The organism is Nodosilinea sp. LEGE 07298, assembly GCF_015207265.1.
Taxonomy (GTDB): Bacteria; Cyanobacteriota; Cyanobacteriia; order Phormidesmidales; family Phormidesmidaceae; genus Nodosilinea.
The window spans coordinates 1-15,979 of record NZ_JADEXE010000020.1; the positions used below are offsets into that span (position 1 = coordinate 1).

A 15,979-nucleotide genomic window follows, 5' to 3' on the forward strand; every position below is an offset into this window, starting at 1 on the left:
GGATTTGGTGGCCCTGGCCGATTCCTTTCTGCGCCTACCGGAATTGGCCGCCCTGGCCGAGCAGGCGACGTCGCCCTACTTGCAGGCGCTACAGTACGTGCCGCCGGAGCTAGAGCAGCTGGGGCAGACGCTGCGATCGCACCTGGTTGAAACCCCGCCCCTCTACCTCACCGAGGGCCATCTGATTCGCGATGGCGTTAACGCTCAGCTTGACGACCTGCGCCAGCAAGCCGTCGATGACCAAAAATGGATCGCAGAGCTAGAACCTGCCGAGCGCCAGCGTACCGGCATCTCTACGCTCAAAGTCGGCTTTAACAAAGCCTTTGGCTACTACATCAGCGTCTCCCGCGCCCGCGCCGACCAGGCTCCCGACGACTACATTCGCAAGCAGACCCTCACCAACGAAGAGCGCTATATCACTCCCGAACTCAAGGAGCGCGAGACGCGGGTGTTCAATATCGAGTCAGAAATTAACTCGCTGGAGTACGAGATCTTTAACCAGCTGCGCGAAAAAGTGGGCGAACAGGTCGAACTCATCCGCAAAGTAGCCGCCGCCGTGGCTGCCGTCGATGTGCTCTGTGGCCTAGCGGAAGTAGCGATCTTCCAGGGCTACTGCTGCCCCGAGATGGATGAGTCGCGAGCGATCGCCGTCACCGAAGGCCGCCACCCCGTCGTGGAACAGCTGCTCCCGGCTGGGTTCTTTGTACCCAACTCCAACTACATGGGCACGATTCCCCAGGACAGAGACGCTGTCGCGGCTCAAGATCTGATTATTCTTACCGGCCCCAATGCCAGCGGCAAGAGCTGCTACCTGCGCCAGGTAGGGCTGATTCAGCTGATGGCGCAGATGGGCAGTTTTGTGCCCGCCAAGGGGGCAAGGCTGGGTGTGTGCGATCGCATCTTCACCCGGGTCGGCGCAGTAGACGACCTGGCCAGCGGCCAATCGACCTTCATGGTGGAGATGAACGAAACGGCCAATATTCTCAACCACGCCACGCCCAGATCGCTGGTGCTGCTGGATGAAATTGGCCGAGGCACCGCCACCTTCGACGGCCTCTCGATCGCCTGGGCGGTAGCCGAGCACCTGGCGGTTGATGTCCAGGCTCGCACTATCTTTGCCACCCACTACCACGAACTCAATGAGCTGGCGGCGCTGGTGCCTAATGTGGCTAACTACCAGGTGACGGTCAAAGAAATGCCTGACCAGATTATCTTTCTGCACCAGGTACAGCCCGGCGGAGCCGATAAATCCTACGGCATCGAGGCCGGGCGACTGGCAGGGTTGCCCACCTCGGTAATTCAGCGCGCCCGCGATGTCATGCGCGAAATCGAGCGCAACAGCACGATCGCCGTGGGCCTGCGGGGAGAGGTACCGAAATCTTCAAGACCCCGCCGTCGAGTGAGTGAGACTGCTGCCAGTTACGATCCCTCAGAACAGCTTGACCTGTTTGGAAAAACTTAATTCTCCTTGAGGCTGCCTTTGCTCCATACACAGGGCTTCGTTCTGCCCTAGATTGAGGCGATCGCCTACACTGAAAACACAGAGTATTGCTGCACTCAATGGTTGTTGCTGCCCCTGAACCCAAATCTGATCTGCGCCCAGTGGGGGAGCAGCGGGTAGTGCTGCGGGGTCTATCTTGGCAGGGGTATTTGCAAGTTTTAGACGCGCTGCCCCCATCGCGCGGTTCGCGGCTCACCTACGACGATGGGGTATTAGAAATTACCGTGCCGTTAGAAGAGCATGAGTTTTCGGGGCGGCTAATTGAGCGCTTTATCTTGACCCTAGTGGAGCTGATCGGTCTGCCCATCAAAACTATGGGTTCCACTACCATGACCTACCCCCACCTGTGCAAGGGGGCCGAGCCCGACAACGCTTACTACATTCAAAACCAACCCCTGGTAAAGGGGCGAAATGTGGTGTTTGGCGAAGACCCCCCGCCCGATCTGGTGGTGGAGGTCGATATCACTCACACCGATATTGCCAAAAATCAGTTCTACGCCAGCTTGGGGGTGCCAGAGTTTTGGCGCTTTAACGGGCAGGTGTGGCGGGTATATGTATTGCAGGAGGGAGTTTACCAGGAGGTAGAGAACAGTCCTACCTTTCCCCAGGTGCCGAAAGAGTGGCTCTACGCGTTCTTGAGCATGGCTAAGGATGACGAGATCGCTGCTGTGCAAACCCTGCGAGCCTGGTATCGAGAGGTTTGCTAGGCTAGCGCGATCGCCGTCAGCTTCTATAGCTGTCGTCATAAGGGTTTAGGACATTCTTTACAGCAGTCTGTTGGCAATGGCTATATGCCAGGTCGCCGCTCCATCGCGGTGAGTCGTTGAAGCGTCCTATCGATAGTCTCAGCTGGTTGTCAAGCTTTATTCAGGGTGCTCTCAGGTTGTCGTGACAGCCTGATGACGTAGCGCGATCGCCTGACACGGCGGCGGCTAGGTTATGTTTTCTCCACAAGAGGTTGACTATGCGAATTCAATATCTGGGCGCTGTGGCGATCGCCTCCCTGCTAAGCCTGGGCGCTGTGGCCTGTGGCACCACTACCGTCAGTACCCCTGAGGCTGTCAGCCAAGAAGCGGCTGACCCTTGTGCCGCCGCCAATCCCTGCGCCGCCGCTAATCCCTGCGCTGCTGCCAACCCCTGTGCTGCTGCCAACCCTTGCGCCGCCGCAAAAGCTGGGGCACAGCCCGAAGTTTACGCCTTTGAAGGAGTAGCCATTCGCGGGGCCGATCCAGTCGCCTACTTCACCGAGGGCAAAGCAGTTAAAGGCTCCGCCGACTACGAAACCACCTGGGGCGGTGCCACCTGGCGCTTTAGCAGTGCCGAGAACCTGGCAGCCTTTGAGGCCGACCCCGAAGCTTACGCGCCCCAGTACGGCGGCTACTGTGCCTGGGCGGTCAAGAGTGGCTACCTGGCCTCGGTCGACCCCGAGGCGTGGAAGATTGTCGACGGCAAGCTCTACCTCAATTACAGCGCTGGGGTGCAAAAGCAGTGGCAGGCCGATATTGCGGGCAACATTGCCCAGGGCGACCAAAACTGGCCCGCTGCCCTCAGCAGCGACAAGTTTAGCGAGAGCGGCAAAAGCTGGTAGCCTCGGGCGTGTCATCAATTCTGACCAAAATCTTCAGGACACCAGCGTTGCCACGCCCGACCCCAGAACCAAGCTAGAGGCTGTAACGGCTGATTCTTGAGCCATCATCAGCTAACTAACGCCAGCCCTAGCCCATGGGTCCGGCCAAGATGACCTTGGCCAGAGCGTTGACTACGGCCTCGGGCGGTTCTTGCTTAAGGTCGCAGTACCACTGCTGAGTGGCCTCGGGAACGTGCCCGTAGATAGTGCTGGTGCGCTTGCGGGCCTTAAGCGCCAGGTCGGCGGTGCGCTCCTTGCGGGCGGCTTCGTAGCGCTTGAGGGCATCGACCACGCTGATGTTGGTGGTGGTCAGGTAGCGGGTCAGCACTTCGGCGTCTTCGATCGCTTGGCAGCCCCCCTGGCCCAGGGTGGGAGTCGTGGCGTGGGCCGAGTCGCCCAGTAGGGCAACGCGCCCTTTTACCAGGCGCTCTAGGGGGTCAATATCGCCAATTTCCAGGCGGTTAGTTTGCTCGGGGTCAATGGCCTGAATTAGCTTTTGCACCGCCTCGGGCCAGCCCTGAAAGATTTTGGCGAGTTCGTCCTGGCGGTGAGGGGGGGCAACCTGGGTGCCTTCTACCATCGGCGCACCAAAGAAAAAGTAAAAGCGATCGCCCCCCACAGGCATCATTGAGGCGCGCTTGTTGTCGCCCACGTAGAGCACCCACAGGTCTTTTTCACACAGTTCGGGATCGGCCTTCACCAGCCCGTTCCAGTTGACATAGCGGGCGTAGCGGCGATCGACGCAGTGCCCCACTACATCGGCCCGCACGGCGGAGTGAATGCCGTCGGCCCCAATCACCAGGTCGCCGCTGACGCGATCGCCATTTTCAAAGATAGCGGTGGCGCTGTGCTCGTCTTGCTCCACGCCGACGCAGTTCATGCCCAGGTGGACGTACTCAGAGCCACAGGCATCGAGCAGCATGGACTGCAAATCGGTGCGCGACACCGGGTAAGGCCGCTGGCCTACCCGCTCAAACAGGGGGCGCAGGTCGACATAGCTGAGCGACTCATCGGTGTGGCTGCGATACTCCATGGCGTTCATTTCGCCGCCGATAGCTGCTAGCTGTTCGCCCAGCCCCAGATAATTGAGTACCTTAACTCCATTCGACCACAGGGAAATACCCGCCCCAGCCGGGCGCAACTCCTGGGCGCGATCGTAGACGTCGACCTGGTAACCGGCTCGCCGCATCGCGATACCTGTGGTCAAACCACCAATTCCGGCTCCGATAATCACCACCTTCAGGTTGTACATGGGTCGCTCCTAACTGCTGTGATGGCTAGGGCATGTCGCCTAGGGCTGTCCAATTGTTTTGGGCTAGCCCAAGGGCATGTCGTTAATGCTTTCACTATAAAGAAAACCTGTATACAGTGCACATTTAAGGCGAGTTGGTTAACTGCTTTGCTGAGCAACGTCAACTCTCGAAGTCTACTCAGTAAGATTCCTGCTTAATCTTCAAAAACCTGTCAAATTGTTTACTAAGTCATTAACCCGGCTACGCAGAAGTGGGTGGATTTTTGGGCTGGACAGAGAAGAGGTAACTGTCCCAATTTGGAATACCATCATGTGGCATCGTTTCCCTGTAGTGTTGACTCTTCTGGTGGCTGGTAGCGTAGGGGGGCTGAGCTATTTAGCTCTATCTCCCCAGGCGGCATCTGCACCGTCACCCTTAGGTATTGAATCTGCTGAGGTTCAATCTGATACCGTTGTTGCCACCTATCTGCAAGATAAAAAGCGCTCCGGTAGCGGTCGGCGCGGTATGCGCGGTTAGGGCTCGTCCCTTTGAGCAGCCCGGATTTTTTCAAGCTGGTATTGAGCGTCGTCAAAGCAGCCTAGACGGCTGACATCTAGACAGGCGCTGGCCACAGTTTCTAAGTCAGCGATCGCGCTCTCCAGATCCCCCAACTCCGCATGGAGCAAGCCCCTGTCGTAATAGGCAAAGGGATGGTTGGGATTGAGCTGAATCGTTTGGTTAAAGTCACTTATGGCCCCGGCAAAATCGCCTAAGTCCTGCCGTGTCAGGCCGCGATTGTAGTAAGGCTCCGGGCTGCTCGCATCAATTTGAATCGCAATTGTAAAGTCTTGAATGGCCCCCTGAAAGTCATTGAGGCGACGCTTGACCAGCCCTCGGTTTTCATAAGCCAAGCTATTGTTAGGTCGCAGGTTTACGGCTTCGGTACAGTCACTAAGGGCCGCCGCATGATCCTCTAAATTTGATAGAGACAGGCACCGATTTAGATAGGCATCAGCCTTGCTTTCTGGACTACTGGCCAGGTTGATTGCGGCGGTATAGTCTTGTAGGGCTCCGGCTTCGTCGCCCAGTTCGGCGCGGGCGTTGCCTCGGTTAATGTAAGCATCTGTATAGGCCTCTTGGCGCTGAAGGGCTTCGCCGTAGTCAGCGATCGCCCCCTGCAAATCGCCTAGCTGAAAGCGCAGATTACCCCGTTGATAGTACAAAACGGCTCGCTCAGGACTGGCCTCAATTGCGTTGGTGAGATCTTGCAGAGCCTCCTCTGACTGGCCATTTTCCCACAGCAGGGTAGAGCGTTGGGCTAGGGCATCGCTATTGTTAGGCTTAACTTCTAAAACCTGATTTAGGTAGTTTAGCGAGTCGTTGTTTTGTCCCATTTGCTTGGCCGTTGTGGCCTGCTGGAGCAAGTTATTTACCGTTAGGGTTTGAGGAATACGTAGCCATAGAAGGCTGCCGATCCCCAGCAGTGCTAGGGCGGCCCCACCTCCTAACCAAAGCAGGTTTGGTCGGTATGGGCCTGGTCTCCATCGGCGTGGCGCTGGAGGGGGGGCAGCGGGCGATCGCGGCGGTTCGGGTTCTATAGCCCCATTCTCTTGAGAGGGCGGTGGCGCTGTTGCCATTGCAGCCAGCGGGACTGGGGTAGCTTCTAGCTCCGGAAGCGTGGCCAAAATGTCTTTAGCTTGGTGAAACTGCACCTCGGCTTGGGGCGATACCATTCTCAACAAAATATCTTTGCAGGCACCGCCCAGCGATGAGCATTCGTCGAGCTGAAGCTTAATCTGAGCTAAAAAATCGTCTTGGATCAGGCGCGGAATGGCTTCGTTCGAAAGGCCTGTAGCCATTTGTATCGCAATGATGCCCAGGGCAAAGTGGTCGGCTGCAAAGCGTGTGTACTGCCGCTGCTTGACCTGCGGCAAGTAGGCAGATTCAGCCGTGAGGCTGGCGGAGTGTCCATTGGAGATTGGCCCAGGCTCAGGGGTGCCTGTATCTTGAATCAGGCCAAAGTCGACTAAAACCAAAGGGCCGCGATCGCGGTGGCGAATCAGGTTGTTGGGGTGCAGGTTTTGGTGGGCAATACCGTGGCGCTGAATAATCTCTAAGATACTCAGGCTCTCTCTCAAAAAGCTCTGCACCTCGGCCTCAGGCTTAGGTTTTTGATCCGCCAGCTCCGTGAGTAAAGAATGACCGGGTACATAGTCGCGAACCCAGTAAAAATCCTGCCCTTCTTGAACCGTTGATAGATTTTTAGCGATCGCATCGTGCTCACCCATGCGCTTGAGCAAGCTGACTCGTTTGGCTAGCAAATCATTTAGAAATTTCAGGGTAATGGTGTTGTGGGCAGGCAGCTGTAAATGCTTGACAATGCACTTGTTTTTCGCCAAACTGCCGTGATCGGTCATCAGGTAGGTCTTAGTATAAGCCTTAGTACTGACAACTCGAATGAACTGAAATCGTCCATCGATCAGTCTTTTCACAACCATTAGATTCGCCGAGGTAAATGCACCGGTTAAGCCGGATAAAACAGCCTTTCACCCTAGAAAAGCGTTGATTCGCTGCCGTTATCTATTTGCTCAGGGCCTAGGACACAGCGGACACAAACCCCAATCCGGGGCGAAAAATTAGCCGTTGTGGCACCCTGCAGTTGTAGCGTCGACTTCGGGAACTCAGGAGCAGTAAGCCTGCTGACCGTTTGGGTGAAACCCAAGGGCCGGACAGTTAAGATAACGATAATGACCCATCAGCAGCAATACTACTATGTACTGTGTAATTTATGACGGTAACTGTAACCTTTGTGTCAGTCTGGTGCAGTTGTTGGAGTCGCTCGATCGGGGCATGCAGTTTCAGTACGTGCCTATGCAAGATGAGCAAACCTTAGCCCGCTACGATATTACCGCCGCCGACTGCGAGGCTGGCATGCTGCTGATCGATTTGCAAGCCCCAGACCGCCGCTGGCAGGGCAGTGATGCCGCCGAAGAAATTGGTCGTCTGCTGCCCCTAGGCGATACCTTTGTGCAGGCCTACCGCGCCCTACCGGGGATTAAGCAGGCCGGTGACCAGGTCTATGCCTTTGTGCGCGATCGCCGTTACGAGCTGTTTGGCCAGCGCCCCAGCCGCTACGACTCGGCCTACCCCCTCTGCACCGATCAGCGCTGCGGACCAGTGTCTGACAGCCCCTAATAACCTATGCCTGTTTTTTCATGAACCTTTCCTCCTCGAACAAAAACCCCAGCTCAGGCCTAGTGCCTGCCGCCGGGGAAGAGGGGTTATTGGTCAGCCCGCACGCTCACAGGGGCAAGCGGCAGCGCGATCTACTGCGCCCAAGACACCACGTTTTCGTAGAAGGTCTTCACGGTTAGCACACCAGGCCAATTGGCATCACCTTTAACGATGTTGCCGGGAATATCCTGTACCCACTGCTGCTGTACCTCGGCGCTGTAGTTCAGGTAGAGCTTGCCATCGACAATCGTCCACACACGGGGATCAACCGAAGCCAAATTGCCTTCGCTCATCGCTTTGGCGCAGTAGCCACCGTACTGAGGCGCATAGGCTTCCGGATTGGCCTCAAATAAGGCCCTATTTTCAGCACTGCTAAACCGCCATGTGGCTCCACTCCAGGTGAACGAGTAGGCCTCGTTACCAGGCACCGCTGCTCCCTCCGTAAAGTAAGCTACCGGGTCGGCCCCGCGAATAGCCAGGTTGCTAGCCGACTCGACATAAACCTCAGCGTGAGGTGGTTCGGTAGCTTGGACTACATCAGCCCCGGCGCAGGGATTGGCGCTAGCGCAAGGATTGGCACTGGCACAGGGATTAGCACTAGCACAGGGATTGGCACTAGCGCAGGGATTGGCACTGGCACAGGGATTGGCACTAGCACAGGGATTGGCACTGGCACAGGGATTCGCACTGGCACAGGGATTGGCACTAGCACAGGGATTGGCACTAGCGCAGGGATTGGCACTAGCGCAGGGATTCGCACTAGCACAGGGATTGGCACTGGCACAAGGATTGGCACTGGCGCAGGGATTTACCGTTCCAGTTGCTCCGGCACAAGGGGCCGCAAATACAGAACTCACAACATTAGGGAGAGCCATAGCGCCAACTGTCAGCGCGGACGAGGCCAACAGGGCCGCCAGGTATTGAATCTTCATAGCATCCTTGGGAGCAGTACAGCAGCGTTACTATCCGAGGCCTGGTAGCCCTCTGCAAGCGCCGCAAAATTGCAGCTAGGCAGGCAGAAACTACCAACACCGAACGTTGTCACCACTAAACTCGGTGCAACTGAGGCCACTATGAGTGCATTCTGAGAAATCGTTGAGACGACGACGGTGCGATAGCGTATATCCACAGATGCAGGCGCTACTGGTCCCTGAATACTTTAGAGAAACAGGCAGCATTCCCCTCTCACAACGGCCTGCTGCCAACCCCTTCGCTCAGCAAAAGGATGACTGCTATGGCCACGCGATCGCACTTTGCTCTAGTCGTTCTCAGCGTTCTAACCACCGCTGCCCTTGCTTCTACCGCCGCCAGTGCCCGCCCTGGGCAAGGGCAGGGGCCTCGCCCTCAACCGAGTTCGCCGCTGGTACAGGCGGTGGAGCAGGTTGAGTCTGTCGCCGTCTCTGTCGAAATGCCTGACGTTGCGGTTGAAACCCCCGAGGCCGCTGTCGAAACCTCTGAAGCAGAGGAGCAAGAGAGCCTGCCTTTCCATGGCCCTGCGGCTCAAGCCCCCGCCGAAAATCTTCGAAATTTGCCGTTCGGTCTTCAGCGTCGAGTTGACAATGGGCATGGCCTGACCCCCGGCTTGCAGAGGCAGATGGACAGTGGCCGTGGCCTACCCTCTGGGTTGAATCGGTAAATTCCTCAATCGCTCAATCGCTCAATCGCTCAATCGCTAACTCAGGGACCGGGTTGTTTGGGACTGACCACCAGTGTGGTGGCACCTCTAGCAACCCGGTCCCTTTGGCGTGAACCTTGAACCTCGGCCCCTTTGGCCTAGAGCCTTACTGAGGATTGACGCGCACCCGAGCAAACTTGAGGCCGCTAACCCCCTGCAAAGGCTCTACCGTGCCCCGCTCTATCGAGCTATCCACAATACCTTCGCGGTGCAGGTAACGCAGGTAGCGCTCGTACTCCTGCCACTCTTCTGTGGTGGAGTAGACCACCGTTAGCATGCCGGGCTGGGTAATGCGATCGCCCGTCTCCGCGTCGCAGGCTTTATCAATGCGCTTTTTGACAATTTCGTAGCGGGTATCGCGGGTGCCCCGTACGTCAAACAACCGCTCGCTGGTATCGTCGTGGACGATATCGACGGTAAACGCCTGCACCAGCACCAGGTGGGTGAGCGTCATGTCGGTGTCGTAGGCGGCTTTGAGGGCAAACCCCTGGCGAGCGCAGTCGCACACCGCTCGCAGCTGCTCATAGCGCAGCGACTTGAGCTGAAACTCAGTAAAGGTTGAGTCAATGGATTGACCCGCATAGATCATGTGGTCAATGCCGTCGGTGGCCTCTAGGTCGCAGTAGTGGGCGGTAATGGCCTGCATCGACTCCTGCCACTGGGTCCAGGTGTCGCGCAGCAGCCCGTTGATGTGACCAATGGTTTCGTCGTATATGGCCCGAGCGGCGTAGACGCAGCCGTGTTCGGTATCAATGGCCGCCCGGTACTGAGCGATCGCTCCTTCGGCCTCCGCACTGTGCTGGGCAAAATAGGGGAAATGCCCCTCCACCTCCCGCTGTAGATAGCGCAACAGGGTGACTTCAGCATCTACCGTTACCCCGTCTTCTAAATTGGCAACGTGGTCGGCTAAATCAAGGGCTAGCTGACCCACCAGGGCATTGTTTACCGCCTGGTCAGCGGCTTCAACGACTGCTAGAGCCAGACGAAACTGGGTCAGCAGATCCTTTTGAATGGCTCGATTGCGCTCATCTGACGAGCCGCGAATGTCAGAGATGCCGTAGAGCGGATATACGCTTTCAAACACAACCGGGGCAGAGGGCAGACCCAGGCTGAGGCGCTCGGCCTCCTGTTCAAACCGCCACCGCACCGAGGGGTGAATATTGGTAAAGCGGTCTTGAACGCTGTGGCGCATGGCCGCCGTCAGCGCCGGAATCAGCGTCGTGGCGCGGCTACAGTCGGCCTGGTCAAAGGCGTGGAGCTTAGCACTGGCCAGGCCCACCAGGCCGACCATTTGGGCGGCGCTCTCCCCCAGGCGGGCAGTACGCATGACCAGGGGAATGAGGAGGAGCGATCGCGCCCCTCGTTTGAGCAAATCGACCTCGCACTGGGTAGAACAGTCGAGGCTGAGGTCGGGCACATTCACAACCTCGCGGCGCTCGGTAGCCCGCAAAAACGCCGACCCTTTGAGATCGTCTACCGCATAGATCGCGGTCTGCCACTCGGGCTGGTCGATGCCAGTGAAGAGCTGGGCCTGGTTGTCTTCAGCACTGAGCAAAAAGCTATCGGTCGCGTGAAACAGCTGTTTCATCAGCCCGTTAGCCTGCTCAAAGCGGCGCGTCCCCAATACCGACTCATGACCCACCAGCAGTTCAATGAGCGTCTTAGAAATCTCGCGTTCGGTAACGTCAATTCCCTCAATCAGAATTTGGCCGGTAGCAGTGTAGTTGCCTGGCTTCAGGGCAGACAGCAGCAGCTTAAAGACTGGGTCTTTGCCTAAGATCTGGGTAGCAACCTGCTCGCGGCGGGGCGGCTCAGGCCAGCAGGCCGCCAGACTGGCCTGAAGCTCGGGGGCGATCGCCGTCACCTGCAAGCCACTATCAGCGGTGCGCAGGCGCAACTCAATCTTGCGCATCTGACCCGTTTGTGAGTCGTCTAGGGCCACCACCAGCGGCTCGTGAAGCAGGCGCTTAGACACCAGATCGGCCTGCCCATAGGTGTGGCATAACACGGCGCTCAAAAAGTGTCGCCGAAACCGCTCTTGCAGCGCCTTTTGATCGGTCGTTGAGAGGCGGTTAAAGAAACTCAGGTCGAGATGGCCTCCTTCAAGGTGAATGCCCGTTAGACGACAAAAGTATCGGTTGGCGAAGAGCACCGGATGGGCCTGAGTCGGAGCGCTGATCGTCGTGGCTACGTCCACCACCGCCATCACCAGGTGGCTGTAGTGCTGAATCAGCTCTAGCCAGGGCAATGTCGGTCGAGCAATGGTTTGATCAGGGGTCTCACCCTCCTGGCAACATCCACTGCGATCGTCCAATGTATAGGAGAGATCTAGCAGTAACCCCCCGTCAGGGTCGGCTATGCGGTCGGTGTCGATGCAGCGAGACGTTTCGTTAGCCATAGTTGCTCTTGGTGTACCCTTCACTAAAGTCTTACAAAGCAACCTAGTAAAATTCCGCAGTAGTACTCACATCTTTGCGGAATTTCGGGAGTTTGCAGAGATTTGGTAAACGTTATCTCTGCGGTGCAACTTTAATCTACTACCCGTACCCGCCCGCTCGGGGCTAAATATTTAGTTTGTCATGAAGGTACCCAATGGCGGCGCGCCATCCTCATCCGCACGGGTTTCGCTCCTGGTTAAGGCCTTCACCCCTTAGAATAGAACTAGCGCCCCAGGATTATTCTCTTCTGTTAAACCATGTTTGAAGCTCTGTCTGACCGTCTTGAATCTGCCTGGAAAAGCCTGCGTGGCCAGGACAAAATCAGCGAGTCCAATATTGATAGCGCCCTGCGTGAGGTGCGCCGCGCTCTGCTAGAGGCTGACGTCAACCTCCAGGTAATTAAAGACTTTATCGCCCAGGTAAAAGAAACCGCCCTAGGCATCGAGGTGGTGAAAGGGGTCAGCCCCGACCAGCAGTTCATCAAAGTCGTGAACGACGAGCTGGTGCGGCTGATGGGCGACACTAATGCCCCCCTAGCCGACTCGCCCACTAAGCCCACCGTGGTGCTAATGGCGGGTCTGCAGGGTACGGGTAAAACTACCGCCACCGCCAAACTTGCCCTGCACTTGCGCAAAGAAAACCGCAGCACTCTGCTGGTAGCGACCGACGTTTACCGCCCCGCCGCCGTCGATCAGCTGGTCACCCTGGGTAAGCAAATCGACGTGCCCGTCTTTGAGCTAGGCACTGACGCTAACCCTGTCGACATCGCCCGTCAGGGGGTCGAAAAGGCCAAAGCCGACGGTATTGATACCGTGATTGTGGATACGGCGGGTCGCCTGCAAATTGACCCCAAGATGATGGGCGAGTTGGCCGACATCAAGACTGCGATTGCGCCCGACGAGGTGCTGCTGGTGGTCGATGCCATGACCGGTCAGGAAGCCGCCAACCTAACCCGCACCTTCCACGACGAGATCGGAATCACGGGTGCCATTCTGACCAAGATGGATGGTGACTCGCGTGGTGGTGCTGCCCTCTCAGTACGGCAGATTTCGGGCCAGCCAATTAAGTTTATTGGCGTGGGCGAAAAGGTAGAGGCGCTGCAGCCCTTCTACCCCGAGCGGATGGCCTCCCGCATTTTGGGTATGGGCGATGTGCTCACCTTGGTCGAAAAAGCCCAGGAAGCCGTTGACATCGGTGATGCCGAAAAACTACAGCAGAAAATTCTTGAAGCCGAGTTTGACTTCGACGATTTTCTCAAGCAGATGCGCTTCATGAAGAGCATGGGCTCGCTGGGCGGCATCATGAAGCTGATCCCCGGCATAGGCAAGCAAATTACCGGGGACATGCTGGAGCAGGGCGAAGTACAGCTCAAACGCTGCGAAGCCATGATCAACTCCATGACTACCCAGGAGCGCAAACAACCCAATTTGCTCTCCAGTTCGCCCAGTCGCCGCCGCCGCATTGCCAAAGGCTCGGGCCACCAGGAAAAAGATGTGGGCAAGCTGGTCAGCGACTTTACCAAAATGCGAACCATGATGCAGCAGATGGGGCGCGGCGGCGGCCTGCCGGGGATGGGTGGTGGTATGCCCGGTATGGGCGGCGGTATGCCGGGGATGGGCGGCGGTATGCCGGGGCTACCGGGCATGGGCGGTGGGGCTCAGCCCGGCTTTCGCGCCCCCAGCAATAAAAAGCAAAAGAGCCAGAAAAAAAAGAAAGGCTTTGGCCAGCTTTAAAGCAACGGCTGCTCTGGCTGGTCAAGCCTTTGTTTGCGCTTACTCTTGCGGCTCATGCGATCGCTGCTACAGATTCAAATCCGGCACAGACAAAACCTCTACAGGCTGCCCCTGACACACTGTCGCCCGCACAGCCTCGATCGCCCATAGGGTCGCCTCTGGGGTTGCCGGTAGGGCCAGGGGCACGTAGTCGGCACGGCCAAAGGCGGCGACGGCGGCGCGAATTGCTTCCCGCACTGACATGGCTAGCATAAAGGGAGGTTCGCCCACGGCTTTGCTGCCGTAGATGACGCCATCCTGGGCGGCGCGCTCCAGCAGGTGCACGGTGAACTGCTCAGGCACTTCGCTGATGGTGGGGATTTTGTAGGTGCTGGGGGCAAAGGTGCGCAGGCGGCCTTCGCCGTCCCACACCAGTTCTTCCATGGTCAGCCAGCCCATGCCCTGCACAAAGGCTCCTTCGATCTGACCCTTATCCACTAAAGGATTGAGCGATTCGCCGACGTCGTGGACAATATCGACCTGGCGCAGTTTAAAGGTGCCGGTAAAGCCGTCGACCTCGACCTCCGACACAGCGGCACCGTAGGCGAAGTAGTAGAAGGGGCGACCTTTGCCAAGCTTTGGATTCCAAAAGATGTTGGGGGTACGGTAGAAGCCGGTGGCCGAAAGGCTAATGCGTTCGCTGTAGGTCTGGGTGACAACTTCATCAAAGGTGATCCGGGCGCTGGGGTAGGTGCGGCAGTAGATCCAGTCATTTTCGAAGACCATGTCTTCGGGGGCATCGAGGTTGAGCATGCGGACGGCGACCCCGGCGAGGCGATCGCGCAGCGTTTTGCAGGCATCCTTCACCGCCTGGCCGTTCAGGTCAGACCCGCTGGAGGCGGCGGTAGCTGAGGTGTTGGGCACCTTGTCGGTGCTGGTGTGCATCATGCGCAGGCGATCGCTCTTGACCCCCAGCGCTTTGGCAGCGACCTGAATCATTTTGGTGTGCAGGCCCTGGCCCATCTCGGTGCCGCCGTGATTGAGCTGAATGCTGCCGTCGGTGTAGATCAGCACCAGCGCCCCGGCCTGGTTGTAGGTGACTTTGTTGAAGGAAATGCCGAATTTGACTGGGGTAATGGCAAGGCCGCGCTTTTTGTAGGGGCTGGTTTCGTTGAAGGCGGCGATCGCCGCTCGCCGCCCCATGTAGTCGGCTCCTTCCTTGGCCTCTTGCCAAACGCGGGCAATGCGGTTGTCAACGATGTCCTGGTCGTAGTGGGTGCGGTTGGTATCGCCCTCGCCGTGGTAGAAGTTGCGCTCGCGCACCAGATCGGGGGGCAGGTTGAGGGTGCGGGCAATGCGATCGACCACCTCTTCAATCACGATCATGCCCTGGGGACCGCCGAAGCCGCGATAGGCGGTGTTCGACACCCGGTTGGTTTTGGCGATGCGGCCCTCCACTACCAGGTTGGGCACGTAGTAGGCATTATCGACGTGCAGCATGGCCCGGCCCAGCACCGGGGGCGATAGATCGAGGCTCCAACCGCCGTCCGCTACCAGGGTGGCGTTCATGGCCGTAATCGTGCCGTCGTTGTTGAAGCCAACTTCGTACTGGCCCAAAAAGCCGTGGCGCTTGCCGGTAATTAGCATGTCGTGGTGACGGCGCAGGCGGCAGCGGGCGGGCCTGCCGGTTTTGTAGGTAGCCAGGGCCGCCGCCGAGGCAAAGGGGTTGGCTTGAGATTCTTTACCGCCAAAGCCGCCGCCCATGCGCAGGCAGGTACAGACCACCCGGTTCTTAGGCACGCCCAGCACGCGAGCGACCACCTCCTGGGTTTCGGTGGGATGCTGGGTGGAGGCATACACCTGGATGTTGCCTTCGCCATCGGGCACCACCCAGCTGGTTTGGGTTTCGAGGTAGAAGTGGTCTTGGCCGCCGATTTCGATTTCGCCCGCAAAGGTGTGTTCGGCCTCGGCGATCGCCGCATCGGGGTTACCCCGACGAATGAACTGGGGGTCGTTGTGGTAGCTATGGGCTGCGATCGCCTCCTTTACGGTCTTAATCGCGGGCAGCGGCTCGTACTCCACTACAATCTTTGCCGCTGCTTCCCGAGCTGCGGCCTCAGTCTCACCCACGGCCCAGGCGACCACCTGGCCGTAGTAGCTCACCTCATCGGTGGGCAGCAGCACCTCGTCGTGGACAATTACTCCGGTGTTGTTTTCCCCCGGCACGTCGGCAGCGGTCAGTACCGTGACACAGCCCGCGATCGCCAGCGCTGGGGCGACATCCAGATTGGTAATTTTGGCCCTGGCGTGGGGCGAGAGCACGGGATACAGCGACAGCATCCCCGCCGGTTCGCGCTGGTCGTCAGTGTAGACGGCGGTGCCGCTGACGTGGGCGACGGCGCTTTCGTGGTGTTTGGGCTTGCCGACTGGACTCATGGAATACCTCTTAGCAATTGTGAATTGGCGATTTTAGATTTTAGGTAGGGTGGGCACTGCCCACCAAAATCCTTAGGCAGAATCACCAGCATTGGGCAGAAACTAGGCTGATGAAGCGCAGCGT

Annotated in this window: 12 protein-coding genes; 7 read left to right on the forward strand and 5 right to left on the reverse strand. The window is 57.9% G+C overall.

All coding sequences use genetic code 11. The annotated features are described in order from the left end of the window. The 3 genes from mutS to IQ273_RS04635 all read left to right on the forward strand — a co-directional run. On the forward strand, positions 1-1,462 hold a 1,462-nt coding region (gene mutS / locus IQ273_RS04625), incomplete at its 5' end, for a DNA mismatch repair protein MutS (RefSeq protein ID WP_194022001.1). 98 nt (positions 1,463-1,560) lie between these two features. Further along, positions 1,561-2,208, forward strand: a complete 648-nt coding sequence (locus IQ273_RS04630) for a Uma2 family endonuclease (protein ID WP_194022002.1) — start codon at positions 1,561-1,563, stop codon at positions 2,206-2,208. A gap of 257 nt (positions 2,209-2,465) precedes the next feature. Next, positions 2,466-3,089 carry a YHS domain-containing (seleno)protein gene (locus IQ273_RS04635; protein ID WP_194022003.1) on the forward strand — a complete coding sequence of 208 codons (624 nt, stop codon included), beginning with the start codon at positions 2,466-2,468 and terminating at the stop codon, positions 3,087-3,089. A 127-nt stretch (positions 3,090-3,216) separates the two neighbouring features. Here IQ273_RS04635 and hpxO read toward each other — a convergent pair whose 3' ends face one another. Then, the gene (hpxO, locus tag IQ273_RS04640) at positions 3,217-4,380 is read right to left on the reverse strand and encodes an FAD-dependent urate hydroxylase HpxO (RefSeq protein ID WP_194022004.1); all 1,164 of its coding nucleotides are present in this window, start codon (positions 4,378-4,380) and stop codon (positions 3,217-3,219) included. 310 nt (positions 4,381-4,690) lie between these two features. Here hpxO and IQ273_RS04645 point away from each other — a divergent pair, with 310 nt between their 5' ends. Next, on the forward strand, positions 4,691-4,897 hold the full coding sequence (locus tag IQ273_RS04645; RefSeq protein WP_194022005.1) for a hypothetical protein: 207 nt from the start codon (positions 4,691-4,693) through the stop codon (positions 4,895-4,897). Here IQ273_RS04645 and IQ273_RS04650 read toward each other — a convergent pair. After that, positions 4,894-6,858, reverse strand: coding sequence for a tetratricopeptide repeat protein (locus IQ273_RS04650; RefSeq protein ID WP_194022006.1), 1,965 nt, complete (start codon positions 6,856-6,858; stop codon positions 4,894-4,896). The genes IQ273_RS04645 and IQ273_RS04650 overlap by 4 nt on opposite strands. A 274-nt stretch (positions 6,859-7,132) precedes the next feature. Here IQ273_RS04650 and IQ273_RS04655 point away from each other — a divergent pair, with 274 nt between their 5' ends. Then, complete coding sequence (locus IQ273_RS04655; protein WP_194022007.1) at positions 7,133-7,555, forward strand: thiol-disulfide oxidoreductase DCC family protein; 423 nt, start codon at positions 7,133-7,135, stop codon at positions 7,553-7,555. Between the two features lie 131 nt (positions 7,556-7,686). Here IQ273_RS04655 and IQ273_RS34670 read toward each other — a convergent pair whose 3' ends face one another. Next, the gene (locus tag IQ273_RS34670; RefSeq protein WP_313898018.1) at positions 7,687-8,526 is read right to left on the reverse strand and encodes a YHS domain-containing (seleno)protein; all 840 of its coding nucleotides are present in this window, start codon (positions 8,524-8,526) and stop codon (positions 7,687-7,689) included. Positions 8,527-8,828: 302 nt separating this feature from the next. Between IQ273_RS34670 and IQ273_RS04665 the strand changes: the two genes are divergently transcribed. After that, complete coding sequence (locus IQ273_RS04665; RefSeq protein WP_194022009.1) at positions 8,829-9,230, forward strand: hypothetical protein; 402 nt, start codon at positions 8,829-8,831, stop codon at positions 9,228-9,230. Between the two features lie 145 nt (positions 9,231-9,375). On the opposite strand, the gene IQ273_RS04670 is transcribed toward IQ273_RS04665, so the two are convergent. Next, complete coding sequence (locus tag IQ273_RS04670) at positions 9,376-11,667, reverse strand: GAF domain-containing protein (protein WP_228052338.1); 2,292 nt, start codon at positions 11,665-11,667, stop codon at positions 9,376-9,378. A 297-nt stretch (positions 11,668-11,964) separates the two neighbouring features. Between IQ273_RS04670 and ffh the strand changes: the two genes are divergently transcribed. Next, positions 11,965-13,440: a signal recognition particle protein gene (gene ffh, locus IQ273_RS04675; RefSeq protein ID WP_194022010.1), complete on the forward strand. Its 1,476-nt coding sequence runs from the start codon at positions 11,965-11,967 to the stop codon at positions 13,438-13,440. Between the two features lie 66 nt (positions 13,441-13,506). Here ffh and xdhB read toward each other — a convergent pair whose 3' ends face one another. Then, positions 13,507-15,855, reverse strand: coding sequence for a xanthine dehydrogenase molybdopterin binding subunit (gene xdhB, locus IQ273_RS04680; protein WP_194022011.1), 2,349 nt, complete (start codon positions 15,853-15,855; stop codon positions 13,507-13,509). Positions 15,856-15,979: the final 124 nt, after the last annotated feature.